General features: G+C 67.7%; 28 protein-coding genes. 20 read left to right on the forward strand and 8 right to left on the reverse strand.

Going from position 1 to position 24570, the window contains the following annotated elements; translation table 11 throughout:
- The first annotated feature begins 5 nt into the window (after nt 1-5).
- From ACFYO1_RS14090 to ACFYO1_RS14120, 7 genes are all read left to right on the forward strand, one after another.
- A complete protein-coding gene (locus tag ACFYO1_RS14090) occupies nt 6-272 on the forward strand; it encodes an acyl carrier protein (protein WP_387230495.1) in 267 nt (88 codons plus the stop codon).
- Nucleotides 272-1423 (forward strand): acyl-CoA dehydrogenase family protein, encoded by a 1152-nt coding sequence (locus ACFYO1_RS14095; protein WP_387230497.1) that lies wholly within the window; start codon nt 272-274, stop codon nt 1421-1423. The genes ACFYO1_RS14090 and ACFYO1_RS14095 overlap by 1 nt, the downstream gene beginning before the upstream one ends.
- Before the next feature lie 21 nt (nt 1424-1444).
- Nucleotides 1445-2512 (forward strand): HAD-IIIC family phosphatase, encoded by a 1068-nt coding sequence (locus tag ACFYO1_RS14100; protein ID WP_387230499.1) that lies wholly within the window; start codon nt 1445-1447, stop codon nt 2510-2512.
- Nucleotides 2509-3267 carry a thioesterase II family protein gene (locus ACFYO1_RS14105; RefSeq protein WP_387230501.1) on the forward strand — a complete coding sequence of 253 codons (759 nt, stop codon included), beginning with the start codon at nt 2509-2511 and terminating at the stop codon, nt 3265-3267. Before ACFYO1_RS14100 ends, ACFYO1_RS14105 begins: the two co-directional genes overlap by 4 nt.
- Nucleotides 3264-4004: a 4'-phosphopantetheinyl transferase family protein gene (locus ACFYO1_RS14110; RefSeq protein ID WP_387230503.1), complete on the forward strand. Its 741-nt coding sequence runs from the start codon at nt 3264-3266 to the stop codon at nt 4002-4004. Before ACFYO1_RS14105 ends, ACFYO1_RS14110 begins: the two co-directional genes overlap by 4 nt.
- A complete protein-coding gene (locus ACFYO1_RS14115) occupies nt 4001-5716 on the forward strand; it encodes a fatty acyl-AMP ligase (protein WP_387230505.1) in 1716 nt (571 codons plus the stop codon). Before ACFYO1_RS14110 ends, ACFYO1_RS14115 begins: the two co-directional genes overlap by 4 nt.
- Before the next feature lie 94 nt (nt 5717-5810).
- The gene (locus tag ACFYO1_RS14120; RefSeq protein ID WP_387230507.1) at nt 5811-7274 is read left to right on the forward strand and encodes an AMP-binding protein; all 1464 of its coding nucleotides are present in this window, start codon (nt 5811-5813) and stop codon (nt 7272-7274) included.
- Nucleotides 7275-7281: 7 nt separating this feature from the next.
- Here the strand turns inward: ACFYO1_RS14120 and ACFYO1_RS14125 are convergent, their stop codons facing one another.
- Complete coding sequence (locus tag ACFYO1_RS14125) at nt 7282-8079, reverse strand: class I SAM-dependent methyltransferase (RefSeq protein WP_387230509.1); 798 nt, start codon at nt 8077-8079, stop codon at nt 7282-7284.
- Nucleotides 8080-8279: 200 nt separating this feature from the next.
- Between ACFYO1_RS14125 and ACFYO1_RS14130 the strand changes: the two genes are divergently transcribed.
- The 4 genes from ACFYO1_RS14130 to ACFYO1_RS14145 all read left to right on the forward strand — a co-directional run bounded on the left by ACFYO1_RS14130 (nt 8280) and on the right by ACFYO1_RS14145 (nt 10517).
- On the forward strand, nt 8280-8480 hold the full coding sequence (locus ACFYO1_RS14130) for a hypothetical protein (protein WP_387230511.1): 201 nt from the start codon (nt 8280-8282) through the stop codon (nt 8478-8480).
- A gap of 29 nt (nt 8481-8509) precedes the next feature.
- The gene (locus tag ACFYO1_RS14135; protein WP_387230513.1) at nt 8510-9391 is read left to right on the forward strand and encodes a helix-turn-helix domain-containing protein; all 882 of its coding nucleotides are present in this window, start codon (nt 8510-8512) and stop codon (nt 9389-9391) included.
- Between the two features lie 117 nt (nt 9392-9508).
- Entirely contained in the window at nt 9509-9967 is a 459-nt protein-coding gene (locus ACFYO1_RS14140) for an SRPBCC family protein (RefSeq protein WP_387230514.1), read from the forward strand.
- 103 nt (nt 9968-10070) lie between these two features.
- Nucleotides 10071-10517, forward strand: a complete 447-nt coding sequence (locus ACFYO1_RS14145) for a nitroreductase/quinone reductase family protein (protein ID WP_378715569.1) — start codon at nt 10071-10073, stop codon at nt 10515-10517.
- Here ACFYO1_RS14145 and ACFYO1_RS14150 read toward each other — a convergent pair.
- The 7 genes from ACFYO1_RS14150 to ACFYO1_RS14180 all read right to left on the reverse strand — a co-directional run bounded on the left by ACFYO1_RS14150 (nt 10510) and on the right by ACFYO1_RS14180 (nt 17051).
- Nucleotides 10510-11403 (reverse strand): CPBP family intramembrane glutamic endopeptidase, encoded by an 894-nt coding sequence (locus tag ACFYO1_RS14150; protein ID WP_387230516.1) that lies wholly within the window; start codon nt 11401-11403, stop codon nt 10510-10512. The two genes, ACFYO1_RS14145 and ACFYO1_RS14150, sit on opposite strands and share 8 nt — an antisense overlap.
- An 83-nt stretch (nt 11404-11486) precedes the next feature.
- Complete coding sequence (locus ACFYO1_RS14155) at nt 11487-12458, reverse strand: glycine betaine ABC transporter substrate-binding protein (RefSeq protein ID WP_387230518.1); 972 nt, start codon at nt 12456-12458, stop codon at nt 11487-11489.
- Complete coding sequence (locus ACFYO1_RS14160; RefSeq protein WP_387230519.1) at nt 12455-13186, reverse strand: ABC transporter permease; 732 nt, start codon at nt 13184-13186, stop codon at nt 12455-12457. Before ACFYO1_RS14160 ends, ACFYO1_RS14155 begins: the two co-directional genes overlap by 4 nt.
- On the reverse strand, nt 13183-14514 hold the full coding sequence (locus ACFYO1_RS14165; protein ID WP_387230521.1) for an ATP-binding cassette domain-containing protein: 1332 nt from the start codon (nt 14512-14514) through the stop codon (nt 13183-13185). The genes ACFYO1_RS14160 and ACFYO1_RS14165 overlap by 4 nt, the downstream gene beginning before the upstream one ends.
- A complete protein-coding gene (locus tag ACFYO1_RS14170) occupies nt 14511-15155 on the reverse strand; it encodes an ABC transporter permease (protein WP_387230523.1) in 645 nt (214 codons plus the stop codon). Before ACFYO1_RS14170 ends, ACFYO1_RS14165 begins: the two co-directional genes overlap by 4 nt.
- Nucleotides 15156-15417: 262 nt before the next feature.
- Complete coding sequence (locus tag ACFYO1_RS14175) at nt 15418-16353, reverse strand: TauD/TfdA dioxygenase family protein (RefSeq protein ID WP_387230525.1); 936 nt, start codon at nt 16351-16353, stop codon at nt 15418-15420.
- A gap of 113 nt (nt 16354-16466) precedes the next feature.
- Nucleotides 16467-17051, reverse strand: a complete 585-nt coding sequence (locus ACFYO1_RS14180) for a CGNR zinc finger domain-containing protein (protein ID WP_387230527.1) — start codon at nt 17049-17051, stop codon at nt 16467-16469.
- A 58-nt stretch (nt 17052-17109) separates the two neighbouring features.
- On the opposite strand from ACFYO1_RS14180, the gene ACFYO1_RS14185 reads away from it, so the two are divergent.
- The 9 genes from ACFYO1_RS14185 to ACFYO1_RS14225 all read left to right on the forward strand — a co-directional run bounded on the left by ACFYO1_RS14185 (nt 17110) and on the right by ACFYO1_RS14225 (nt 24568).
- Nucleotides 17110-17853: a class I SAM-dependent methyltransferase gene (locus ACFYO1_RS14185; protein ID WP_387230529.1), complete on the forward strand. Its 744-nt coding sequence runs from the start codon at nt 17110-17112 to the stop codon at nt 17851-17853.
- A 70-nt stretch (nt 17854-17923) separates the two neighbouring features.
- The gene (locus ACFYO1_RS14190; RefSeq protein WP_387230531.1) at nt 17924-18169 is read left to right on the forward strand and encodes a CsbD family protein; all 246 of its coding nucleotides are present in this window, start codon (nt 17924-17926) and stop codon (nt 18167-18169) included.
- A 77-nt stretch (nt 18170-18246) separates the two neighbouring features.
- Nucleotides 18247-18588 (forward strand): plasmid stabilization protein, encoded by a 342-nt coding sequence (locus tag ACFYO1_RS14195; protein ID WP_387230533.1) that lies wholly within the window; start codon nt 18247-18249, stop codon nt 18586-18588.
- 85 nt (nt 18589-18673) lie between these two features.
- Complete coding sequence (locus ACFYO1_RS14200) at nt 18674-19138, forward strand: SRPBCC family protein (RefSeq protein WP_387230535.1); 465 nt, start codon at nt 18674-18676, stop codon at nt 19136-19138.
- A gap of 37 nt (nt 19139-19175) precedes the next feature.
- Nucleotides 19176-20501 (forward strand): NAD(P)/FAD-dependent oxidoreductase, encoded by a 1326-nt coding sequence (locus ACFYO1_RS14205; protein ID WP_387230537.1) that lies wholly within the window; start codon nt 19176-19178, stop codon nt 20499-20501.
- Nucleotides 20502-20511: 10 nt separating this feature from the next.
- Nucleotides 20512-21156 carry an endonuclease gene (locus ACFYO1_RS14210; RefSeq protein ID WP_387230539.1) on the forward strand — a complete coding sequence of 215 codons (645 nt, stop codon included), beginning with the start codon at nt 20512-20514 and terminating at the stop codon, nt 21154-21156.
- A 46-nt stretch (nt 21157-21202) separates the two neighbouring features.
- The gene (locus tag ACFYO1_RS14215; RefSeq protein WP_387230540.1) at nt 21203-22636 is read left to right on the forward strand and encodes a CHAD domain-containing protein; all 1434 of its coding nucleotides are present in this window, start codon (nt 21203-21205) and stop codon (nt 22634-22636) included.
- Nucleotides 22637-22900: 264 nt separating this feature from the next.
- Nucleotides 22901-23407, forward strand: a complete 507-nt coding sequence (locus ACFYO1_RS14220; RefSeq protein WP_150401237.1) for a hypothetical protein — start codon at nt 22901-22903, stop codon at nt 23405-23407.
- A 168-nt stretch (nt 23408-23575) separates the two neighbouring features.
- Nucleotides 23576-24568, forward strand: coding sequence for an alpha/beta hydrolase (locus ACFYO1_RS14225; protein WP_387230542.1), 993 nt, complete (start codon nt 23576-23578; stop codon nt 24566-24568).
- The last annotated feature ends 2 nt before the right edge of the window (nt 24569-24570 follow it).

Below are 24570 nucleotides of genomic sequence, written 5' to 3' on the forward strand. Positions count from 1 at the left end.
CAGTTATGTTCTCCGATGCCCGTGCCGAACTCCGTGCCTTCGTCGCCAAGCGGTTCCCCGAGGGGAAGCTGCGAGACGACCACGACATCTTCGAAAGCGGCTTCGTCAACTCGCTGTTCGCGATGGAGCTGGTCATGTTCATCGAACAGAACCTCGATGCCCGGATTCCCAATGACGAACTGACGCTGGACAACTTCCGCACCGTGGACGTGATGACCGAGCTGGTCGGCCGGCTCGGCGATGGTCGTGGCACGGTCACCGAGGTGGCCTGATGGCCGTGCGGACCGAGGTGCGCCACGACTGGTCGCGGGCGGCGATCGCCGCCTTCGTCGACGAGGTGGTCGCGCCGCGGGCGGCCGAATTCGATCGCGCGGCGCGAATCGACCCGATCATGGTCACCGAGTTCGCCGAGCGCGGGCTGTGGGGTGCGGTGCTCTCGGCGGCCGACGGCGGTACCGGTGCGGGCATGATCGCGCTCGCGCGGGCGCACGAGGAGGTGGGTCGCGGCTGCTCGTCCCTGCGCAGCCTGCTGACCGTGCACTCGATGGCGTTGTACGCGCTGGATCGGTGGGGCACCGAGACGGCGAAGCGGCGGTGGAAGGCCGATATGGTCACCGGCGCCGTGCTCGGCGCGTTCTGCCTCACCGAGCCCGAGGCGGGCAGCGATTTCGCCGCGTTGCGGGCCACGGCCGAGCGGGACGGCGACGAGTGGGTCATCGACGGGCACAAGCTGTGGGTCACCGGTGGCCAGCTGGCCGACGTGCTGCTCGTGTTCGCCCGCACAGAGCGCGGGCCGGCCGCGTTCCTGGTCGACGCGGCGAGCCCGGGGATTCGCCGAATCCCGGTGTCGCACATCACCGGAACGCGCGGTAGTCAGGTCGCGGAGATCGTTTTCGAGCGCTGCCGGGTCGGGGCCGACGCGATCATCGGGCCCGAGGGCATGGGGCTGGCCATCGCGACGGGGGTGCTCGATATCGGCCGGTTCAGCGTCGCCGCCGGGTGTGTCGGCATCCTGCAGGCGTGCTTGCAGGCTTGCGTGAGTTACGCCAACGCACGACACCAGGGCGGAGCGCTGCTGCGCGACCACCAACTCGTGCAACAGATGATCTCCACCATGGCGACGAATACGCGGGCGGCCCGGCTGCTGGTTCGCGAGGCGGCGCAGCTGAAGGATGCCGGTAGTCCCGACACCATCATGTCGACCTGTATCGCCAAACAATTCGCCGCCACCTCCGCGGTCGCCGCCGCCAACGACGCCGTGCAGCTGCACGGCGCGCGCGGATGCAGCGACGAGTATCCGGTCGGCCGGTATCTGCGCGACGCGAAGGTGATGGAGATCATCGAGGGCAGCACCCAGATGCAACACGTGCTCATCGCCACCGACGCCTGCCGCAATCAGGCTCGGGTCGTCGAGGTCGATTGATCAGGGAGGCCAGGGAATCCGATGACAACAGACGTGCGTAAGCGTCCCCGCTACATCAAGTGCGTGGTCTGGGATCTGGACCACACCCTGTGGGACGGGATCCTGCTGGAGAACGCCGCGGTCACCGAGCTCAAGCCGGGCATCCGGGAAACCATCGTCGCGCTGGACGAGCGCGGCATTCTGCATTCCATCGCCAGCCGCAACGATCCGGACATCGCCGTCGCCAAGCTCACCGAGCTGGGGATCGCCGAGTACTTCCTGCATCCGCAGATCAGCTGGGACAACAAATCCGCCTCGGTCGCGACCATCGCCGAGCGGCTGAATATCGGGATCGACACCCTCGCGTTCGTCGATGATCAGGCGCTGGAGCGCGACGAGGTCGGGTTCGCGCATCCCGAGGTGCTCTGCATCGATGCCGAGGAGGCGGCGGGGCTGCCGGACCGGCCGGAGTTCCAGCCGAAGCACGTGACGGCGGATTCGCGGGTGCGACGGCACATGTACCAGGCGAGTATCGAACGCTCGACGGCCGAGGATCAGTTCTCCGGAACGAACGACGAGTTCCTGGCCACCTTGGATATGCGGTTCACCATCAGTCCGGCCGGCCCGGCGGATATCGGCCGGGCCGAGGAGCTGGTCGTGCGGACCAATCAGCTGAACTCGACCGGGGTGATGTACTCGGCGGAAGAGCTTGCCGCGCACGCGGATTCCGATGATCATGTGCTGTTGATGGCCGAGCTGGAAGACAAGTACGGGACCTACGGGCAGGTCGGTCTGGCGCTGGCGCAACGCGGCGCCGAGCAGTGGCGGCTCAAGCTGCTGCTGATGTCGTGCCGGGTGATCTCGCGCGGAGTGGGGACGGTATTGCTGAATCATGTGGTCCGGCTGGCGCAGGCCGACGGTGCCCGGCTGGTCGCGGAATATGTGCCTACCGAACGGAATCGGATCATGTACATCACCTATCGATTCGCCGGGTTCACCGAAATCGGTGAGCAGGACGGCGTCACGTTGCTGGCCGCGTCGCCGGCACCGCCACCGCCGCCACCCGCCTACCTCACTGTGCAGGCGCTCGCCGCGGAGCACCGGCGATGAACGCGCCCGCGATCGACGCGCGCAGATGGATGCCGTACCCGCCGCCCGGCGGCGCGGCCACGACGCTGTATTGCCTGCCGCATGCCGGGGCCGGTGCGTCGACGTATCTGCCGTGGCGTAAGCAGCTGCAGCCCGAGGTGGACGTGGTGCCGCTGCAACCGCCCGGGCGCGAATTGCGGATGCGCGACGAGCCGTTCGAGAAGCTCGGACCGCTGCTCGACGACCTGCTGGCCGTGATGGACGGCGAGTGGCGCGAGCCGTTCGTGCTGTTCGGGCACAGCCTGGGCGCCCTCGTCGCGTACGAGCTGGCCCGCAGGCTCAGCGCGGGCGCGGGACCCCGGCCCGCACACCTGATCGTGTCGGGACGGCGGGCGCCGGACAAGCCGTCGCGGCTGCCGTGGGTGCGCATGGCGTCGGATTCGACGCTGCTGGAGATCGTGTACCGCCTCGGCGGCACGCCGGAGGAGGTGCTCGACGACGCGCAGATGCGTGCGCAGGTGCTGAATCTGATGCGGGCGGACCTCGGCGTCGACCAGACCTATCGATACGAGCCGGAGCCGCGCCTGGACGTGCCGATCACCGTGCTCAGCGGCAGTTCCGACACTCACGTGTCGATGGCCGAGCTCGAGCCGTGGAACGAGTGCGGTTCGGCCGGGGTCGACATCCGGCTGGTGCCGGGCGGGCACTTCTTCCCGATCACCCACCGCGACACCGTGCTTCGACGCGTACGGCACTGCGTGCTCGGCTCGTTATGAGCGGCGACACCGCCCCGCGCCGGACGATCGCGCCCGACGGTGTCGCGCTGTGGTGGTTCGGGCTGAGCGGGAAGTGTTGCGCCGGTGACCGTCTGGTGTTGTCGGCCGAAGAACTCGCGCGCAGCGAACGATTCGACAAGGCCGCGTTCGCCGCCGACTACATTCGCATCCGGGCGACGATGCGGCGCGTGCTCGCCGCCTACGCCGGAACTCCGCCCGAGGACTTGGTGTTCACGGTGGGGGAGCACGGCAAGCCGGGATTGGCTTGCGCGGCACCGGCGTTCAATCTCACGCACACCGGTGGGCTGGCCGTCATCGCGATCGCGGGGTCCGGCTCGGTCGGGGTCGATGCCGAAACGCTCGACGCCTATTTCGATCTGGCCGGATTGTCGGCGCGGGTGCTCACGCCGCGCGAGGTGGAACGGGTAGGCGCGGACACCGGACGGTTTCTGCACCACTGGGTGGCCAAGGAGAGCTACCTGAAATGGCTGGGCAGCGGACTGACGGTCTCGCCCGACACGATCGAGCTGCGCGCCGATCCGGCCGGGCGCGCGGTGGTTTCGGGTGTCGACGGCGTCGATCTGCCCGCGCGATACGTCCATCATTTCGGCCTCGGCACCCGGTACGTCGGGGCCGTCGTCGGCGACCGGGTGCCACGTCGCTACCCGCTGCGCCCGGCCGAATCAGCCAGTGCCGCAGCGCCTGTCCGGCACCGGACGTCAGGAGTGCAAACATGACAACCTATTTCGCGGCCGAACCGGCCACTCTCGCGGAAATGCTCACCGCCCGCGCCGCCGCCACGCCGGACGCGGTGCGGTTCCATCACCTCGGTGACGGCGACCAGGTCACGGCGACCATGACGTTCCCGCAGCTGGATCGCGCCGCCCGCGCGGTGGCCGCGCATCTGGCGTCGGTGGCCAGGCCGGGGGATCGGGCGTTGCTGCTCTACGCGCCCGGTCTGGAATTCGTGGCCGGCTTCTACGGATGTCTCTACGCCGGGGTGATCGCGGTGCCGGTCGCGCCGCCGCAGCCGAACAAGCTGGCCGACAGTCTCGCCCGGCTGGCGTCCATCACCGGCAACTCCGGTGCGCGCCTGCTGCTCACCAGTGCCGATATCGAGCCGCTGCTGACGCCCGTGCTTTCGGCGGCCGAGGGTTTCGCGGGGCTGCGCACGGTGGTGACCGACCGCGTCGAGCTGTCGGCGGCCGAGGACTACCGAGATCCGGGGATCACCGGTGACACCATCGCCCACCTGCAGTACTCGTCCGGCTCGACCGGGGAACCGAAGGGTGTCGCGCTCACGCACGGGAATGTGCTCGCCAACCTGCGGCTGGTCACCGGGCAGATCGGCGCGGGCGTCGGCGTGGCCTGGTTGCCGACGTTCCACGATATGGGCCTGCTGAGCATGGTCACCTATCCGGTGTACAGCGACTCGACCGTTATCAGTATGTCCCCCTTGGCGTTTGTGCAGCGACCGGCGCGCTGGATAGCGGCGATGTCCGAGTTCGGCGCGACCCATACCGTCGCGCCGAACTTCTCCTTCGCGCTCTGTGTGCGGCGGGTGCCCGCCGACCAGGTCGCGAGCTACGACCTGTCGCCGCTGCGGGTGGCCCTGTGTGGCGCGGAACCCGTTCGCGCGGACACCATGGCATCCTTCGCCGAGCACTTCCGCCCGTCCGGCTTCGACGCGCACAGCCTGTTCCCGTGCTACGGCCTCGCCGAGGCGACGCTGCTGGTGACCGGCGGTCCCCGCGGCAGTGGGCTCACCACCGTCGAGGTGGATCCGACCGCACTGGCCAAGGGCCGGGTGGAACCGGTCTCGAGCGGCGGCCGCCGCCTGGTCGCCAGCGGCGAACTCAACGACGCCTACGAATTCCTCCTCACCGACCCCGACACGAACACCCCGCTGCCGGACGGGCAGGTCGGCGAGATCTGCTTGCGCGGCAACAGCATCGGCCTCGGCTACTGGGACGCCCCCGAGGCGACGGAGGAGACCTTCGCCGCCACCGTCACCGGCCGCGACGGTCATTTCCTGCGCACCGGCGACCTCGGATTCGTGCACGAGGGACAGCTGTACGTCACCGGCCGCCGCAAAGACCTCATCATCGTCGACGGCTACAACCACTACCCCTCCGACATCGAAGCCGCCGCGATGGATTCCCATCCCGCGCTGCGCCCCGACCGCTGCGTGGCATTCCAGGTTCTCGACCAGGATGAACCGGCCCTGGTCCTCGTCGCCGAGCTGACCCGAGACCGAGATGCCGAAGCGGTCGACAAGGCCGAGATCGGCGCCGCCGTGCGCCGGGCGGTAGGCGAGCACAACGGATTACGGCTCGACGACGTCGTGCTGGTGACCTCGGGCTCAATTCCGCTGACCTCCAGCGGAAAGGTCCGCAGATACCGCGTTCGCGAACTGTATCGAGACGGCGCCCTGACCGAACTGACCTGAGTCGCCTTCGACATCTGCTGTACCTCGATAATCGTCGACTGAATCGAATTATGCTGGTGGGTCACGTGTTTCGATCAACGATGATTGAGGGATAATGGCCGAGATCCGATGTGGGCAGACCGTCCGTGACTACGACGAACTGCGGGCGCGCGTGGCGCGGGTGGCCAGTGGGCTTGCCGGACAGGGCATTGTCGCCGGTGATCGGGTGGCGATCTACCTGCACAACGACGTCGCGTTCGTCGAGGCCAGCCTCGGGGCGGGGTTGCTCGGCGCGATACCGGTTCCGGTGAACTGGCATTGGAAGGACGCCGAACTCGCTTTCCTGCTCGACGACAGCGGCAGCCGGGTCATTTTCGCGCATACCGATCTGGTCCCGACCGTCGAGGCCGTCGCCGGCGATCGGGCCGTGATCGAGGTGCGCCGCGAATCCGCGCCCCCGACCGGCCGACACCTCGACTACGAGGACTGGCTCACCGGTCAGCAGCCGTGGTCCCAACCGCCCACGCAGGCACCGCAATCGATGATCTACACCTCGGGCACCACCGGCCGGCCCAAGGGCATCATCCGGAATTCGACCACGCCCGAACAGAGCCAGGCCCTCGCGCGACTGGTGTTCGGCACGTTCGGCCTGGAGCCCGGGATGCGCACCCTGGCCCCCGCGCCGATCTACCACACCGCGCCCAACGTGCAGTGCCTGGTCAGTGCCGCGGCCGGCATCGACCTGACGATCATGCCGAAGTTCGACCCCGAGGAACTGCTCCGGCTGATCGAAGCCCACCGGATCGACCACTTCCAGGCCGTCCCGACGATGTTCGTGCGCCTGCTGCGCCTGCCCGAGGAGGTGCGCAACCGCTACGATCTGTCGTCACTGAAGGTGATCGTGCACGCCGCCGCCCCGTGCCCACCGGAAATCAAGCGCCGCATCATCGACTGGTTCGGCCCGATCGTGCGCGAATACTACGGCGGCTCCGAAACCGGCGGCTGCGTCGCCTGTGACAGCAAACAGTGGCTCGACCACCCCGGCACGGTCGGCGCGCCGATCGCGGACGCGGCGATCCGCATCTACTCCGAAGCCGGCGATCTGCTGCCCGCCGGCGAGTCCGGCCGGATCTACATGCGACCACCGTCGAGCTGGCCGAACTTTACCTATCACCAGAATCCGGGCAAGCGGGCCGACATGGAACGGGACGGCTTCCTGGACATCGGCGACATCGGCTACCTGGATCACGACGGCTTCCTCTACCTCAACGACCGCAGCACCGACATGATCATCTCCGGCGGCGTGAACATCTATCCCGCCGAGATCGAGGCCTGCCTGCTCGAACTCCCCGGCGTCCGGGACGCGGCGGTATTCGGCGTTCCCGACAGCGATCTCGGCGAATCGGTGGCCGCTCACGTCGAGGCGGACGGCATCACCGCCGATGCGGTGCGCGAGCACATCCGGGCCAACCTGGCGGGCTACAAGGTGCCCAAAGTCGTTGTCTTCGACGACAATCTGCCCCGCGAGGACACCGGAAAGCTGTTCAAACGCAAGATCCGCGCACAGTACTGGCCCTGACCGGCGCTCAGATCCCGGCCGTGATGATCCAGGCGCGCGAGCCGAACCACACGCCGTCGGCGGTGTGGTGGGCGGTCATGATCGCGCGAAGGCGGTCGAGTGCTCGCTCGGTTTCGGCGGCGTCGAACTCGCTGAGCAATTCGCCCGCCATGCGCAAGGCGAGCACGGAATCGACGCCGGCTTCGGGATCCTTGCCGTAATAGACCGCCTCGGAAGCATCGGCGATGTCGATGTCGGTGAATCCGGCCGCGGTGAGCATGCGCCGTGCCGCCTGCGGATCGGCGAGGGAGAACGCGCCACCCTCGGGTGCGGCGATCGGTGCGCCCGCGAGCGCCGTCCGGATCGCGACGGCCCACTCCTGCTGACCACCGTCCTGCCAGACCAGTTGCACCAGACGCGCACCGGGGCGCAACGCGCGGCCGATATTGCTGAACGCCGCGACCGGATCGGCGAAGAACATGGTGCCGAATCGGCTGACGGCGAGGTCGAACTGGTCCGGCGGGAACGGATGGGTCTGCGCGTCCGCCTGTTCGAAACGCACGTTGTCGACCTCCTCGGCGGCGCTGAGCTGGACCGCCGTCGCCAGCATCGTCGTCGAGATGTCCACGCCCAGCGCGCCGCCCCGATGCGCGAGCCGGGCGGCGTCCCGGGTGATCTGCCCGGTGCCGCAACCGATGTCGAGCACCTGGTCCCCGGGTTCCACCTCGATCGCCGCGCGCAACCGCCGATGGTACAGACGCAGTTCCGCGTCGTAATCGAAGGCGTTGCTCGAGACCGGTACGTCGGGATTCGCGCTATCGACCATGGCCCAATCCTGGCAGTAGTGCCGGGCACGCGCAGCCGGAATAACCGCCGCCGCATGCCGCGCGCTCATCCGGGAGGGCGGTGCGGCGGAGACAACGACCTGATTGCGCCGTCCGACACGCGCCGGCAAACCCACTGGAATTGGCTTGACCTGCGGCTACAGTCGGGCCTACGGCACAAACAACAGGCGGGAGCTGACGGATGTGGGCGGTCGTCGACAGGTGGTACGCCGGTAGGTACGAGGGCTTCGGGGTCCTGATCACCGAGGACTGCGAGGAAGTCATCGCGCGAGATCCGGTGGTGGACAGCGATATTCCGTTGAAAGCGGGCGATCGCGTGCTGATCGACTACCTTTCCTGCGCGGACGGCGCGGGCACGATCAAGCTGGTCAAGGTCCAGTAGGAGTCATCCCATCGTCCTACCCTGGTGTGGTGTTCGACTCGCAAACCTTCGATCTGGCGCCGTACGCGGACTTCGCCGACCTGCCCGCGCATGTGCGGCGCACGTATTGCAGCTGGCACGACGCCAGCTGGCGGTCGTTGCTCGTGCAGACGTTCGACCACGCCGCCGAGGCCGAAGACGTCGCGCTGCCCGGAGTGGCCGACCTGCACCTCGTGCTGTGCGTCGCGGGCGACGCGGTCATGCGGACCCGCGCGGACGAGGACTCGGTGCGCCGCTGGGTTCCGGGCACGCTGGAACTCATGGTGCCCGGCCGGGCGAGCGTGGTCGGTTATCGCGGAGCATCCGCGCTGCGCACGGTCCAGGTGCATATTCCGGCCGCGGCCATCGATCGGGCCGCGGCGCAGGCGGGCCGATCGCGGCCGGACTTCGAGGCGCTGGCGGCGAGGTTGCGCACCGGTGACGCACTCGTCGAACAGCTGGTTCGCGCCCTGCCCGGCGTCGAACCGGAGCACGATCTCTACGCCGAAAGCGCCGCGGCCTTCCTGGTCACGCACCTGCTCACCGAGGGTAAGCGGGACCGCCTGGCCGGTCCCGAGCACGCCGCGGTCCGGGCCGCCACCGCCATCATGCGCGACCGGCTGGCGGAATCGCTGACGCTGTCCGACATCGCCGCCGAACTGCACCTGAGCGTGTTCCACTTCATCCGGGTCTTCCGGGCCGCGACCGGCGAGACGCCGCACCGGTACCTCACCCGGCTGCGCATCGAGCACGCGCGGCGGTTGCTGTCCGGCACCACGCTCACCGTCGAGCAGATCGCCGGCCGGTGCGGATTCGCCAGTCCCGGCGCGCTGTCCACGACGTTTCTGCGGCACGTCGGTGTCCGGCCGTCGGTCTATCGCAGCAGGAACTGATCGATGTCCGGCAATCTCGCGACTGGTCCCCGGCCCACCGCCCGCTTAATTTCGAAGCGGCGCGGCAACTCTCGCGTCTCGGGCCGGTGCCGCCGGTGAACGAAAGGATCTCCCGCCATGCAGAGCTATGACGCGACCGCGACCTCGAGTGCCTCGCCCGCCGACATCTGGCGCTTGCTCATCGACGCACGCACCTGGCCCGACTGGTCGACCGTCGACGCACTCGACACCGAACGCTCCAGCGGCCTCGATCCCGACGGCCGGGACCGGGTCGGCACGGTCCGCGCGTTCCGCACCGGGCGAATCGTGACCGCCGAGCGGCTGATCGGCCTCGACGAGGAGAAACGCCTCACCTACGAGGACGAGTTCAACTGGGCCATCCGGGACTACCAGGCCGTTGTCGATCTGTTGCCGGCGGCGAACGGTGGCACCACCATTCACTGGTACGGAACCTACACCGCCCGTTGGGGATTGGGCTGGCTGATGCGCACCGTCATGCGCCGCACCATGCAGCGGATGGCCGACGGACTCGCCGCGCACGCCACCGTGCAGTCCTCCGGCAGCAAGACCCCGTAGTCCGCGGCGGAAAGCGTTCGATCCGGGCTATTGCGCAGGTATCCGGTACCGGTAGTCTGGGCAATGTCAGAGCTCGGTCGCGTTCAGCGTGGTGAGGAACCTCATGCCATCGAATTTCGCTCTCAAGACGATGAATACGGCGCATCGGGTGCTGTTGAAGGTCAGTTGCGGGAAGTTGGGCAACGACTTCGGCGGGATGCCGTCGGTCGAGCTCGTGACCACCGGCCGCAAGTCGGGACGTCAGCACGCGGTGATGCTGACCGCGCCGATCGTCGACGGCGACACCTACGTCGTGGTCGCCTCCCGCGGCGGGGACCCGACCCATCCGGCCTGGTTCCTGAACCTGCGGGACAACCCGAACGTCCTGGTCTCGGTGCGCAGCGGACCGCGCGTGCCGATGATCGCCAAGGTCGCCGACGCCGCCGAGCGGGCCGCCCTGTGGCCGCGGGTAACCGCCGCACAGAAGGTGTATGCCGGTTACCAGGAGAAGACCACGCGCGAAATCCCGCTGGTGCTGCTGAGTCCGGCCGCGGATCCCGCGTCTAACTGAGAGTCGTTGCCGGCCGGGCGGTTTCACGTCGGCGACGGCTCAGTGAGCTGCCCGAGAGCCGGTAGACGAGCAGGACGCCGATCGCATTGGCGGCGAGGGTCAGCACGCCTTGCTCGCCGAGCCACAGCCAGGCCTGCGAGCCCGTCGTGTGCGGGTCGAACACGCTCTGGATCACGCTGTTCCAGGATGCGTGCAGCACGACGGCGGGCCAGATGCTGCCGGTGTCGAGCCGGAGCCGGGCGAACACGTACGACACCACCGTTACCTGAACCACGAAGAGCGCGGCGATCACCGGCACCGACCCACCGTTGCCGGTCAGGTAGCTGCCGCCCAGGATCAACGGCAGATGCCAAGCGGCCCAGATCAATCCGCTGACCATGATCGGCCGCGGCACGCCCGCGTCGATGAGCCGGGTGAGCAGATACCCGCGCCACCCGAGTTCCTCGCCCAGCGCGAACACCAGCCCGATCGCCGTGCCCAGCCCGAGGCCGACGAGGAGTTCGCCGCCGAAGGCGATCCATCCGGTGGCGGCGCCTTCGGGGGAGGTGTACTGGGCCAGCCCGCTCGCCCAGCCCACACCGTAGGCGGCCGCCGCGACGGCCACCGGATAGCCGAGCCCGATCAGCAACGCCCACCAGGTGCGCCGGCCGCCGAGGCGCAGCGAGATGTCGCCGAAACCTTCCCGCAAGACCAGCCGGCTGATCAATCCGGCCATGCCGGGCGCCCACATCAGGAACAGGACCGCGATCTCGTTCCGCGCGATCACCGCGTAAATCATGGCGGGCGCGGACAATACGACCAATCCGACCAGGAAGACGCCCACCCCCCGCTGCGCCGTTCGACGCCGATCCGACGTCGACAGATCCGCGTGCCGCCCAAGTGTCATGGATGCACAGTAGGCAGCACCGGCCGACCCGGTCGTCAGCCCGGAGGGCGGTATTCGCCTCCGGGACAACCCTGACCCGGCCCCTAGGCGATCAGCTTCTCCTTCTTCAACCAGTCATACGCCACGTCGGCGGGATCCTCACCGTCGATATCGACGCGCCCGTTGAGTTCCTGCATCAGCTGATCGGTCAGATGTTCGGAGATCGTCCCGATCAGGGCGCGTAACTGCGGGTAGCGGTCGATGATGGCGCCGCGCACCACGGCGGTGCCGCTGTAGGGCAGGAAGAATTTCTTGTCGTCTTCGAGGACAACGAGATTCAGGTTCTTGACCCGCCCGTCGGTGGTGTACACCATGCCGAAATTGCACGGCGCGCCTTTAGACGTCGCGGTGTAGACGACACCGGCATCCATCCGGGTGACGTTTCCGGAGGGAACGCCGTTCGGATCGTTATAGGGGACACCGTATTTCTGTAGCATCGGAATGAAACCGTCGGAGCGGCTGAAGAATTCGTCGTCCACGCAGAACGTCCGGTCGGGCACCGGTAGCTTCGCCACATCCGAGAGCGATTTCACTTGCAACCGTTCGGCATTCGGCGTCGAGGCGGCGAACGCGTAGGTATCGTTGAAGTTCGCCGGCGGCAGCCATTCGAGATCGTGGTCGCGTTTCTCGACCGCGTTGACCCGCTGCCAGAGTTCCTTCGGGTCCACGATCGTCTCGGTCTCGTTGTGGTAATTGACCCACCCGGTGCCGGTGTATTCCCACAGGATATCGGCGTCACCGTTGAGCTGGGCTTGGCGCGAGGACGCGGAACCCGGTGCGCCCGTGAGGTCTTTGACCTCCGCGCCGGCCGCCGCGAGATAGGTCGCGGTGATCTTGCCCAGTAGCACACCCTCGGTGAAGCTCTTCGAGGTCACCACCAGTTTCGCCCCGTCGAGCGGCTGATCACCGCCGGGCAGGTGCGCCTCGTGGAACGTCCCGGACGAGCTGACCAGCCCGCACCCGGTTAGCAGCGTGACGAGCAGAGTGGAAAGCAGTACGGCGCGTGTCGATGTCATGAGATCCCCCGCGGGGTCGCGGCGAGTTCCACCAGCCGGCCGAGCCAATCGATGGTCAACGCGAGCAACCCGACCAGAATCGCCCCGGAGATGAGTAGTTTCGGCAGGAACAGCGTGACCCCGGTGGTGATCAGCGTGCCGAGGCTGGTCGCGCCGATGAATGTGCTCAAGGTCGCCGTCCCGACCAGGATCACCAGCGCCGTCCGCACGCCGTTCAGGATCACCGGAACCGCGAGCGGCAACTCCACCTGAAACAGCGTGCGGCTGCCCGAATATCCGATCCCGCGCGACGCCTCGATGGTGCGGTGATCCACCTGCCGCAGCCCGACGATCGTGTTCTGCAAGATCGGCAGGATCGCGTACACCACCAGACCCACGATCGCCGTGCGGAATCCGGTGCCCAGCCAGAAGGTGAACAGCACGAGCAGGCCGACCGCGGGTGCGGCCTGACCGACATTGGCGACATTCACCGCGATCGGTTCGAGCCGCTTCAACGCGGGGCGGGTGAGCGCGATGCCCAGCGGGATCGCGACGACGACCACGATCAGCGTGGCCACCACGGTCAGCTTGATGTGCGCGAGGATCGTGGTCTGCAAGTTGTCCCAGCCCAGCGACGCGCGCTCGGTCGGCGTGAACGTCGTCGACCGATACCAGAGCAGATATCCGATGCCGATGACCGCGATGATGATGGGCTCGAACCACACGTCGATCGGAACGCGGCGGCTCATGACGGCTCGGCCGATCCGGGCTCCTCGTCGGCGGCCACCACCGGGGTCGGCGCCGGATCCGTGCCGTCGACGTAGGTTTCGTAGGACAGGTCCGCCTCCGCCGAGCGCACCTCGGCGAGCTTGGCCTGGATCGTCTCGGTCACCGACCCGATGCTGAGCGAGCCGACCACCGCGCCGCGGCCGTCGGTGACCAGGGCCGCGCCCTGGCTCGCGGCGAGCATCGCGTCGAGCGCGTCGTTGAGTGTGGAGGACCGGGCGACCACGGGCAACCGGCGATCGAGGAAGTCCGAAACCTCCGGCTTGGTCGCCACTTCCGTCAGTGACGGCCACGATCGCGGCCGTCCCGCGTCGTCCACCACGACAACCCAGGTGTGCCCGGCCGCCTTGGCGCGGGCGATCACCGCCTGTGCGGATTCGCCGACCCGCGCGGTGATCACCTTGTCGTAGTCGACGTCTCGCACCCGCTGCACGGTCAGGTAGGCCAGCTTCGCGCCGGATCCGACGAACTCCTCCACGAACGGCGTGGCCGGATCGGTGAGAATCTCCTCCGGCCGGGCGTACTGCTCGATGTGCCCGCCCTCGGACAGGATGAGCACCTTGTCGCCGAGCTTGGTGGCCTCCTCGAAGTCGTGGGTGACCACCACGATGGTCTTGCCGAGCTCGTGCTGGATCGCGATCAGGCTGTCCTGCAGGCGAACCCGGGTGATCGGGTCGACCGCGCCGAACGGTTCGTCCATCAGCAGCACCGGCGGATCCGCGGCCAGTGCGCGCGCGACGCCGACCCGCTGCTGCTGGCCGCCGGACATGTCCTTGGGCAGCCGATCGGCGAACGTGCCCGGATCGAGCCCGACCAGATCGAGCAGATACTCGGTGCGCTCGGCGATCCGCTTCCTGTCCCATCCGAGCACTCTGGGGATGGCACCGACATTCTTGGCCACCGTCCAGTGCGGGAACAGGCCACCGGACTGGATGACGTACCCGATCGACTGCCGCAGCTTGTCCGGGTCCTCGCGGGTGACGTCACGGCCACCGATGAAGATCCGTCCCTCGGAGGGCTCGATCAGCCGATTGATCATCTTGAGCGTGGTCGTCTTGCCGCAGCCGGACGGCCCGACGAACGCGACGATCTCGCCCGCGTCGATCTCCAGGTCCAAGCGCTCGACCGCCGGAGTGTCCTGCCCCTTGTATCGCTTGACCACCCCGTCGAGCTTGATCGCCGCGCCGGTCACATTGCGCTCCGCCGCCGGAGCGGGCGGGTTGGTCACTTCAGGCCCACCCGCCGCCCGGCCGCCACCCCTCACGGAATCGCTACGCGATGCTTCAATCATATGAGTCCCTTTGCGATCGTGAGGCGTCCGAGCAGGACGAGGAGCGCGTCGAACACCAACGCGATGAGGACGATGAGAATGGTGCCGGTGAGGGCCATTTCGATGGCGTTCGCGCCGCCCAGGCGGGAGAGTCCGTTGAAGATCAGCGAACCGAGGCCGGGGCCGAGGACGTAGGCGACGATCGCGGCGACGCCGACGATCATCTGGGTGGACACCCGGATACCGGTGAGAATTACCGGCCAGGCGATGGGCAATTCGACGGTCAGCAGAATGCGCCAGCGGGAAAACCCGATGCCGCGCGCGGATTCGATCACCGAGGCCGGCACCGACCGCAGGCCGACGATGGCATTGCCGATAACCGGCAACGCGGCGAAGAACGCCAGCATGATGAACGACGGCACGACGCCGAGCCCGAACGGCACCAGCAGCAGCGCGAGCAGGGCGAGCGAGGGAATGGTCAGCGCGACCCGGCTGGAGGTCAGGGTGAGCGAGGACAACAGCGGGAGCCGATAGACCGCTACCGCGACGATTACCGCGACCACCGTCCCGACCAGCACCGTTTGAAAAGCCAGGGAGGCATGCTGATACGTGAGGAACGTCAGGAATTCACCCCGTCCCCGGACGTAATTCCATAGATTCACGCGATTCCCATCGTCAGGCGAAGTCGTTTACCTGTTTTGTGCCTAGTCACCGGGCGTGAGCCGTCAAAGAGTAATCGACATCGCGCGTTCGGCTCTGGATGACGCGCGGCGTTCGAATCGGCGGATTGCCGATCCCGCGCTTGCGTTCCCCGGCCACCGGCCGTCAAACAAAATGGTGCGTAGCAACTCACAATGGGTTCGATACATCGAATCTGGGTAGCGGCAAACGGTTTCGCGACGTCGGTCCCTCCGACGACGGAAGCTACGCTGCCCCTTTCAGGTCGACGGCCGAGTAGTACTCGGCATTGCCCGCGATCACCGTGCTCGGCGAGCCGTCGACGCCGACCGGAATGTTCCCGGCCAGGGTGATTCGGGTCAGCCTGCGGTGTTCACCGCCGTCGTAGTCGTCGATGGCGTAATGCTGGGTGGCGTGGTTGTCCCAGATCGCGACGTCACCCAGCGACCAGTCCCAGCGGGTGGTGTTCTCCAGGCGGGTCACCCGGTCCTGGAACAGCCGGAACAGCGCGTGTGATTCGCTGCTGGACAGGCCGACGATCTGCTTCACGAAGCAGCCCAGCAGCAGGGCGCGTTCGCCGGTCTCCGGGTGCACGTGCACCACGGGGTGCTCGGTCTCGAAGTAGGTGGACTCGAACTCGCGCCGGTAGGCCTTGCCGTTCTCGTCCAGGCCCGCCTCGGTCTCCGCGGCGTAGTCGTACTGATTGGTGTGCCGCGCGCGCAGGCTCTCGGCCAGCGCCTTGAGCGGCGCCGGCAGCGCGTTGTACGCGGCGACGGTCGAGGCCCAGGTGGTCGAGCCGCCGTAGCTGGGCAGTGCGACCGCGCGCAGGATCGACGCCTTCGGCACCCGGTCGACGAACGTGACATCGGTATGCCACACGTTGGAACGACCGTGCTTCGAATCGATGGCCAGGCTCTTCACGCCCGCCGAGGTGAGCGTCGGATGCGGGCTGGTCGGGTTGCCGAGCAGCTCCGCGAACTCGTACTGCCCGTCCTCGGTCAGATGCTGCTGGCCGCGGAAGAAGATCACCTTGTGCTCGTGCAGCGCCGCGCGAATGGTCGCGACGGTCGCCGCTTCCAGGTCGGCGCCCAGCCGGACTCCCTCGATCCGTGCGCCGATGTGCGCGCCGAGCTTGACCACCCGCACGGCGGTATCGGTCTCCGGCAGGTGATCGACGGACATACGAGGGCCTTTCGTTCCAGCCTGATGGTCTCGTCCGACGAAACCATCCCGGATCGGGCCTGGCCAGTATTACGGTCACCCAGATCGAAACGGGCGCCCGCGCCGCGGACGACTCAGCCGCCCGTGGCGCGGCGGGCGCGGAAAGCCGCTGTCTTCGACCGGTTTTGGCACGCGGTGCTGCAAAAACGCTTGGTGCCGTTGCGCGAGGTGTCCAGGTAGACGCGGTCGCAGTTGCCGGCCGAGCAGACGCCGATCCGGTCGGCGTGTTCGCTGCCGAGCACGAAGGCGAGGCCGACCGCGGACGCGGCGGCGATGCCGTCGACGAGCGCGGCGTCGGGTGCGTGGAAGTGCAGGTGCCAGGGGCGCGTGCCGTGCCGGATAAGCGTGGGCCTGGCGCCGTATTCGGTGATCATCGCGTTGACCTGCGCCGCGGCGCGGTCCATGTCGTCGTCGGCGACCGCGTCGAACACCTCGCGCAGTTGTCCGGCGGCGCGGGCCATGCCGTCGGTGTCGCCGGGCCGGACGAGATAACCGTAGGCCGCGACCACGCTGTTCAACCGTTCGAGCAGCTCGGCGTCGTCGGCCGCCGGGGGATAGGGCCTGCCACGGCGTTCGCCGGGCACGGTGACGTTCACCAGTTCGACTCCGTCTCGGACCACGGCCAACGTGTGACTGTCTAAATGCACTTGATCAGTCACCTCACTCTCGTTATAGTCGTTACTGTCGTTGAAGATTATGACAGTAACGGGAGTTGCCATGTCGCTCACACCCACCCTCGCCAAAGCCTGGATCGATCGCTGGGATCGTCAGCAGGAGGGTTACCTGCCCGATCGCGAGACCATGTTCGCGGTCATCGCCGACGCGGTCGCCGCCAACACCGATCGGCCCGATCCGCTCGTGCTCGATATCGCCTGCGGCCCCGGCTCACTCGGCGCTCGCATTCGCGAACGGCTGCCGCATGCCCGGGTGATCGGCGTCGACGCCGACCCGGCGCTCCTCGAATTAGCCCGCACCGCATACGGATTCGAGCTTGTCGACCGCAACCTCGCCGACCCGGCCTGGACCGCCGAGCTACCCGCCGAGCCGGTCGACGCGATCGTCAGCACCACCGCACTGCACTGGCTCGACCGAGACCAGCTCGCCGCGCTCTACGCCGAGTCCGCAAAGCTGTTGCGCCCCGGCGGCATTCTGCTCAACGGCGACGACATGGTTACCCAGGCACCGGATATCGAGCGGCTGCACGAGGTGATCGGGAACCGCCAGGTCGAACGCGAAGGCGTCGGCGATCGCGAGGGCTGGGCCGAATGGTGGACGGCGATCACCGCCGAACCGGAGCTGTCCGCCGCCGTCATCGAGCGTGACCACCGCCGCTGGGAGCACCCGGCCGACAACGGCGTCACCTTCGATCAGCACGTGAACCTCTTGCGCGCGGCCGGATTCCGGACCGTGGAAACGATCTGGCAATACGGCCGCCGGCGGATCGTCGCCGCCGTCAACTAGCGGGTTAGTTCCTTCGGCTTCGGGTAAGCGCCTCGTGTCAACCATTTATCGGATTGTGTCGGAGGTTTTGGTGTCGGAGCATGAAAGCGGACCCCGCGAAGGGATCGAAGGTGTGGTCGAGGACGTGAAGGGTAAGGCCAAGGAAGCTGCTGGCGTCGTCACTGGAGACGAGAACCTCAAAGGCGAGGGACAAGCACAGCAGGACAAGGCCGAATCCGAACGCGAAGCCGCGCAGAAAGAAGCCGCGGCGGAGAAGGCCCGCGCCGAGGCCAAGGTCGACGAGGCGAAACAGGCCGGCTACCAGCACGACCAATAGCCGCCGAGGACACCCGCCGGACCCGCGTCGGTTTGACGCCGGGTTCGCGGGTTATCCGGCGGGCAGGAGGTGTGATCATGCCGAAGGAATGGACCGCCAAGCAGGAACGTCAGTACGAACACATCCGCGATTCGGAGAAGTCGCAGGGCAACAGCACCCGGGAAGCCGAGGAGATCGCGGCGCGCACGGTCAACAAGATTCGCGCGCAGGCGGGTCAGACCAAGACGGCCAGCCGGACGTCGGTGGAAGACATGAAACCGCAGCAACGCGCCGCCCTGCGCGCCCATCAGCGCAACGCCCCCACCGGCCCGACCCGCGACCAGCTCTACAACGAGGCCCGCCAGCGCGGCATCGAGGGCCGTTCCAAAATGAACAAGAGTCAGCTGGCCAAGGCGCTGGACGCCAAGAAAAAGAAGTAGACCACTGACCGAGTCGCCGCGAGTGACCGTCGCAGGGCTCGACCCCGGCCGACCGCAGGGCCGAGCGATGAAAAGGGGTTATCGCATGAGCAGCACGTTGGCCGCCACCGTGGACGTCGAGGTACCGGTCCGCACCGCGTACAACCAGTGGACGCAATTCGAGTCGTTCCCCGAATTCATGGAGGGCGTCGAGGCGGTGCAGCAACTCGACGACCGGCACACGCACTGGAAGATCCATGTCGGTCCCTCGACCCGCGAATTCGACGCGACCATTACCGAGCAGCACCCCGACGAGCGCGTCGCCTGGAAATCCGACAACGGCCCGCAGCACGCGGGTGTGATCACCTTCCATCGGCTCGATGACACGCACACCCGGATCACCGCCCAAATGGAGGTCGACCCCGAGGGTTTCGTGGAAACCGCCGCCGATGTCCTCGGCGTGCTGAAGCACCGGGTGAATGGGGATATGCAGCGCTTCAAGCAGTTCATCGAGAGCAGGCACCACGAAACCGGCGCGTGGCGCGGCGATATCGCGCGTCCCGACGCCTGACCGTAGCTCCACCGGACCGACGCAAGGAGGTGCCGGCGTGCCGGCAGACAACCACCCGGGCCCCGAACGGGTCGTGATCGTCGGCAGCGGATTCGCCGGCTTCACCTGCGCCAGGAAACTGTGCCGCATCCTGGCCAAGGCCGATCGCGACGTCGAGGTCGTCCTCGTAACGCCCACCGACTACATGCTCTACACGCCGTTGCTGCCGGATGTGGCAGGCGGTTTGATCGACCCGCGGTTCGTCGTCATCTCGCTGGCCGACGCGCTGCCCCGGGTGCGCTTGGTCGTCGCGAAGGCGGAATCTGTTGACCTGCAACAGAAGACGCTCACCGTGGTCAGCGAGTATCACCCGCCGCAAGAACTATCGTGGGATCGGCTCGTGCTCACCCCCGGCTCGGTGACCAGACTGTTCGATGTGCCGGGCCTGGCCGAGCACGGGCGCGGGTTGAAGACGGTTGCCGAGGCGCTGTACCTGCGCGAGCAGTTGCTGCGCCAGCTCGAATTGGCCGACCACGAGGACGATCCGGAGGTGCGCGACGCACGCCGCACCGTCGTTGTCGTCGGCGCGTCCTATGCCGGAACCGAATTGATCGCACAGCTGCGCGCCTTGGCCGACGCCTACGCGCACCGCCGCGGCTTCGATCCGGGCGAGATCCGTTTCCTCCTCCTGGATATGGCCGATCGGGTGATGCCCGAGGTCGGGGAGAAACTCGGCGACAAGGCGTTGAATGTGTTGCGCGGGCGCGGAATCGACATCCGGCTGAAGACCTCACTGAAAGAGATGACCGACCGTCAGGTCGTGCTCACCGACGACACCGTCGTCTCGGCCTACACCGTCGCCTGGGTGACCGGCGTGACCGGCGCGCCGCTGCTGGAGACGCTCGGCCTGCCGCTGGAACGCGGGCGTTTGGTGGTCGACTCGAGTCTCGGCGTGCCCGGCCACCCCGGCGTCTTCGCGGGCGGCGACGCGGCGGCCGTGCCGGATCTCGCGGCGCCGGGCAAAATCACCCCGCCGACCGCCCAGCACGCGACCCGCCAAGGTAAGGCGCTGGCGCGAAATGTGGCCGCCGGCTTGGGGATCGGCCGCGCCGCCCCGTACAAGCATCGGGACATGGGCCTCGTGGTAGACCTCGGTCCTGGCTTCGCGGTCGCGAACCCCTTGGGCGTGCACCTATCCGGTCGGTTGGCCAAGCTGGTGACTCGCGCCTACCACACCTACGCGGTGCCGCGCGGAGTCAACCGCTGGGCGATCTCACTGACCTACGCTACCAACGCGGTAACGCCGCGCCCCCTCTCCCTCCTCGGCCTGGTCAGCCCGGAGGAAGCCAGTTTCGTTGGCAGCGAGGGGATTCCGAGCAAGTAAGGAGAACGCGATGAGCCAGCGCGATATCGTGCACGCACTGCTCGAACGGGCAGGCACCAGCTACGCGGCCGAGGCGGGCATCACCCTCGACGACAAGCCCGCACCGCTGTTCCAATTGCTCATGCTCACCGAATTGCTGAGTGCCCGCATCACCTCGGATCTGGCCATCGCCGCGGCCAGAGAGCTGATCGACAGCGGGTATCGCACTCCGCAGCGCGTTGCCGACGCGGAATGGCAGGAACTCGTCGACGCGCTCGGCCGGGCGCACTACAAACGCTACGACGAAAGCGCCGCGACCAGGCTCGGCGCGAATGCCTGCCTCGTGCTCGAGAAATACGACGGCGACCTGCGCAACCTCGCCGCGGCGGCGGAAAAGGATCGCCGGCGCGCGGCGTCGCTGCTGCGCGAATTCCAGGGGATCGGCCCCACCGGCAGCGACATATTCCTGCGCGAGGTGCAGAGCGTATGGACCTGGGCGCGACCGTATTTCGACGAACGCGCCTGCCGGGGCGCCGAACGGATTCACCTGCCGACCGATGCGCACCGCCTGCTCGGATTGGTGCCGGACCAGCGCGCCGCCGAACTGGCCGCCGCCTTGGTCCGCGTCGCGGGGGACGACAAGATCGCCGAACAGGTCCTCGCCGACGCCGGATGACCCGGCAGCGCTGTTTCGGGTGCGGTCGGCCGGGAAGGCTATATGGATGAAGGATGTAGTAGAACGCGAAACGAAATGGGAGGTCGACCGGGAATTCACGCTGCCGCCGATCGACGACATCGTGCCGGGCGGGCGTGTCGAGGAAACGTCGGTCGAACTCACCAGCACCTATTTCGACACCACCGCGCATGACCTGCTCACGCATGATCTGACGTTGCGCCGCCGGGCCGGGGACGACGAATCGGGGTGGCAGCTGAAGGTTCCGCAGGCCGACGGGCGTGTCGAGCTGGTCGCCGATTGGTCCGACGACATGCCGAGCGAGCTGGCCGACGTCGTCACCGGCGCCGCGCTCGGGCAGCAGCTGCGCGCGATCACGACAATTCACACGCTGCGCAATCGACACCGGCTGCTCGGTCCGGACGGTGACCTGGTGCTCGAGCTCGACGACGACGTCGTGCGCACGACTCCCGTCGATGCCGACGCGGACGCCCTCGCCTGGCGCGAGATCGAGGTCGAACTGGGCCCGCACACCGACGCCGTCCCCGCCCTGCTGGTGGACCGGCTCGCCGAGGCGGGCGCGTCCAGGGCGCAGTACCCTTCCAAACTCGCGCGCGCAGTGCCGAAGCCGGGCGCGCCCGTCCCGGCCTCGAAAGCCGAGCGCGCGATCCGCGACTACCTGACCGCGCAGATCGACACGATCTTCGCTGGTGACGTCGCCCTGCGCCGCGGCGAGGATCCGATCCACGACACCCGCGTCGCGACCCGGCGACTACGCAGCACGCTCCGGGTGTTCGGCACGGTGCTGGACCGCTCCGCTGTCGACGGCATCGCGGACGAGCTGAAGTGGTACGCGGGCCTGCTCGGTGCGGTCCGCGACTGCCAGGTGCAGCGCAGCCGGCTCGCCGCGCAGGTCGGTGCCCTGCCGCCGGAACTGGTGCTCGGCCCGGTGGCCGCGCGCATCGAGACGACGCTGCTCGAGCGGCAGCTGGCTGCCCGCGCCGTGCTCGCCGAGGCCATGGATTCGCCGCGCTACCTGGCCCTGCTCGCCGCGCTGCAATCCTGGAAGCCGGAGCCGCCGTTCGCGATTCGGTCGCGCAAGCGCGAACTCGTGCGGCGCGCCCGGCGCGCCGCGCGCAAGGCCGACAAGCGGCTCGCCGAGGCGATGCGCACTGGGCGCGACGATTCCCTGCACCGTGCGCGCAAGGCGGCCAAGCGCGCCCGCTACGCCGCCGAACTGCACAGGCCGGTGCGCAAGCGGGCGGAAGCGAAGTCGAACATCAAGTACTACAAGCGGCTTCAGCGCGTGCTCGGCGACCACAACGACGGTGTGGTCTCGGCCGAATTCCTGTGGCGGACCGCGACCGCGGCGGGCACTGCGCAAGGGGAGAACGGCTTCACCTACGGCCTGCTCTATGCCAACGAAAAGCACGCGGCCGAGCGCGCCCGAACGGCCGTCGCGGCGGTCGCCCGACGCCGATAGGGGCAAACCGCATGGCAGGAATGTGACGTAGCAATAAAGCACGGATTGCACTCGCGCGGTGATTCGCGGGCGAAATACTGGGAAAAGCACTGGTATCGGCGTTATTTCGCTGTGATCCGGCACGACGGCAGATCCTCGATTTTGTTATACCCGTCTGCTATTGATGCGGCATTGACAACTGCCGCATGGATGCTGAATTCTTTCCGGGTGACGGGGAATGGGCCGAGCCGGCGAAAACCGCCATCGCACGTGTTAGGAGAATTGATGACTTTGCCGCAGTGGCCGGACCAGGACATCACACAGCTACGTGAGGTCGCGGATCGAATCGCGACGCTCATCCAGCGCAACACCGAAGGTAGCGGGGGACTGCCGCGTTTCGTCGACGCCCTGCGCCAGAGCGGGCCGATCGCGGAACTGCTGATCGAATACTCGGTCCGCTGGTTCAACGACAGCAACGGCGAGTCTGTTCTGCTCGGGCCCGAGTTGTACTGGGTGCTCACCGAGACGGTTCCGGTCGAGGAACAGGTCGCCGCCGGCGAGGGCTTCGGCCAGGCGGGTATGAACTGCCATCCGGTCACCCGCACCCGGCAGATGCTGTTGATCTGCGTGCTGGAAAAGCTGTCGACCCGGCCGTGGCGCCCGGAAACCCCGGAGCAGGCCGCGGCGATGGTCAAGCGGCGCTACAGCGACAACGCGCGACCGGTGCTGCCCACTCGCTCGCCGGAGCCGGTCGGCGTCGAAGGCGTGATCTCGACCTCGCAGTTCCCGTAATCGTTCGGCGGCGAAAGGCTCTGTGGCGCAACGGGTAATCGGCTCGCTTGTCGGGTTCGCCTGGGGCAGGGCCGCGTTCGTTATCGCGATTTGCTCGTCGACTGCGGCCACACTGTTCGTGTTTTGTCGCACGGCACGCATGACGTCAGTGGGATAGCGTGCGGGACTATGGGTTTCGCGCGCACTGCGGCTGCGATCGTCGCTGCGATATTGCTCGCGCCGACGGGTGTCGCGCACGCGGCGGAAGATCCGGGCAGCTGCCGCGATCTGCGCATCGGGGTGAGCGGCGGAGAGCTGGGTGCCCGGCTGTGTCTGCCGGAACAGGCGACCGACACGCTGCTGGTGCTGATCCCGGGCGCGGCGATCAATGCGCGGTACTGGGATTGGCCCTACGAACCGGAGACCTACAGTTTCCGGCGCGCGGTCAATGCCGCCGGTTTCGCCGTGCTCTCGATCGACCGATTCGGCGCCGGTAACAGCTCCCGGCCGCCGAGCGGCACCGTCACCTCCGCGCGCGAGGCCGACGCGGTCACCGGAATCATTGCCGGACTTCGACGCGACGGCATCGCCGGACATGCGCCGTTTGCGAAGATCGTGCTCGGCGGGGTGTCGCTGGGCGCGGGCATCGGGGTGCTCGCCGCGATCGGCGGCGCCCGGCTCGACGGTCTGCTGCTGACCGCCTACTCCCATTCGGTGACCCCGTCGAACACCATGGCCGTCGCGGAGACGTTCCGTCCGGCGGTCACCGATCCGGACCGGCGTTTCGCCGGCCACGACCCGGGATACCTGACCACCGAGCCCGGTACGCGCGCGGGCAGTTTCGCCGTTCCCGGCACCGATACCGCGCTGCTCGCCGTCGATGAGAGCCAGGTGAAAGACACGTTCTCGCTCACCGAAATGATCACCGGCCTGGCCGCGACGACCGGGCCGTCGACCCGGCAGATCGCCGCGCCGGTGCTGATCGTCAACGGCGCGCAGGACAAACTCTGTTCGGTGTGCGCGACCAGCGAAAGCCTGTACGCGGCCGAGGCGCCGTACTTCGGGCCCGCCGCGCGATTGCGCACCTTCGTGCTGCCCGATGCCGGGCACGCGCTGGTCATCGCCCGGAACACGGGCGCGCACCAGGCGGCGGTCGTGGACTGGCTGCGTTCGCTCGGCTGATT

The organism is Nocardia sp. NPDC006044 (genome assembly GCF_042871115.1).
In the GTDB taxonomy this organism is placed as follows: Bacteria; Actinomycetota; Actinomycetes; order Mycobacteriales; family Mycobacteriaceae; genus Nocardia.

Coding starts and splice junctions, on each gene's coding strand:
- ACFYO1_RS14225 (WP_387230542.1), top strand. CDS start 23,576: ATGGGTTTCGCGCGCACTGCGGCTGCGATCGTCGCTGCGATATTGCTC.
- ACFYO1_RS14090 (WP_387230495.1), top strand. CDS start 6: ATGTTCTCCGATGCCCGTGCCGAACTCCGTGCCTTCGTCGCCAAGCGG.
- ACFYO1_RS14140 (WP_387230514.1), top strand. CDS start 9,509: ATGCAGAGCTATGACGCGACCGCGACCTCGAGTGCCTCGCCCGCCGAC.
- ACFYO1_RS14200 (WP_387230535.1), top strand. CDS start 18,674: ATGAGCAGCACGTTGGCCGCCACCGTGGACGTCGAGGTACCGGTCCGC.
- ACFYO1_RS14150 (WP_387230516.1), bottom strand. CDS start 11,403: ATGACACTTGGGCGGCACGCGGATCTGTCGACGTCGGATCGGCGTCGA.
- ACFYO1_RS14130 (WP_387230511.1), top strand. CDS start 8,280: ATGTGGGCGGTCGTCGACAGGTGGTACGCCGGTAGGTACGAGGGCTTC.
- ACFYO1_RS14145 (WP_378715569.1), top strand. CDS start 10,071: ATGCCATCGAATTTCGCTCTCAAGACGATGAATACGGCGCATCGGGTG.
- ACFYO1_RS14095 (WP_387230497.1), top strand. CDS start 272: ATGGCCGTGCGGACCGAGGTGCGCCACGACTGGTCGCGGGCGGCGATC.
- ACFYO1_RS14120 (WP_387230507.1), top strand. CDS start 5,811: ATGGCCGAGATCCGATGTGGGCAGACCGTCCGTGACTACGACGAACTG.
- ACFYO1_RS14175 (WP_387230525.1), bottom strand. CDS start 16,353: ATGTCCGTCGATCACCTGCCGGAGACCGATACCGCCGTGCGGGTGGTC.
- ACFYO1_RS14210 (WP_387230539.1), top strand. CDS start 20,512: ATGAGCCAGCGCGATATCGTGCACGCACTGCTCGAACGGGCAGGCACC.
- ACFYO1_RS14105 (WP_387230501.1), top strand. CDS start 2,509: ATGAACGCGCCCGCGATCGACGCGCGCAGATGGATGCCGTACCCGCCG.
- ACFYO1_RS14185 (WP_387230529.1), top strand. CDS start 17,110: ATGTCGCTCACACCCACCCTCGCCAAAGCCTGGATCGATCGCTGGGAT.
- ACFYO1_RS14115 (WP_387230505.1), top strand. CDS start 4,001: ATGACAACCTATTTCGCGGCCGAACCGGCCACTCTCGCGGAAATGCTC.
- ACFYO1_RS14110 (WP_387230503.1), top strand. CDS start 3,264: ATGAGCGGCGACACCGCCCCGCGCCGGACGATCGCGCCCGACGGTGTC.
- ACFYO1_RS14220 (WP_150401237.1), top strand. CDS start 22,901: ATGACTTTGCCGCAGTGGCCGGACCAGGACATCACACAGCTACGTGAG.
- ACFYO1_RS14215 (WP_387230540.1), top strand. CDS start 21,203: ATGAAGGATGTAGTAGAACGCGAAACGAAATGGGAGGTCGACCGGGAA.
- ACFYO1_RS14165 (WP_387230521.1), bottom strand. CDS start 14,514: ATGATTGAAGCATCGCGTAGCGATTCCGTGAGGGGTGGCGGCCGGGCG.
- ACFYO1_RS14125 (WP_387230509.1), bottom strand. CDS start 8,079: ATGGTCGATAGCGCGAATCCCGACGTACCGGTCTCGAGCAACGCCTTC.
- ACFYO1_RS14100 (WP_387230499.1), top strand. CDS start 1,445: ATGACAACAGACGTGCGTAAGCGTCCCCGCTACATCAAGTGCGTGGTC.
- ACFYO1_RS14155 (WP_387230518.1), bottom strand. CDS start 12,458: ATGACATCGACACGCGCCGTACTGCTTTCCACTCTGCTCGTCACGCTG.
- ACFYO1_RS14195 (WP_387230533.1), top strand. CDS start 18,247: ATGCCGAAGGAATGGACCGCCAAGCAGGAACGTCAGTACGAACACATC.
- ACFYO1_RS14160 (WP_387230519.1), bottom strand. CDS start 13,186: ATGAGCCGCCGCGTTCCGATCGACGTGTGGTTCGAGCCCATCATCATC.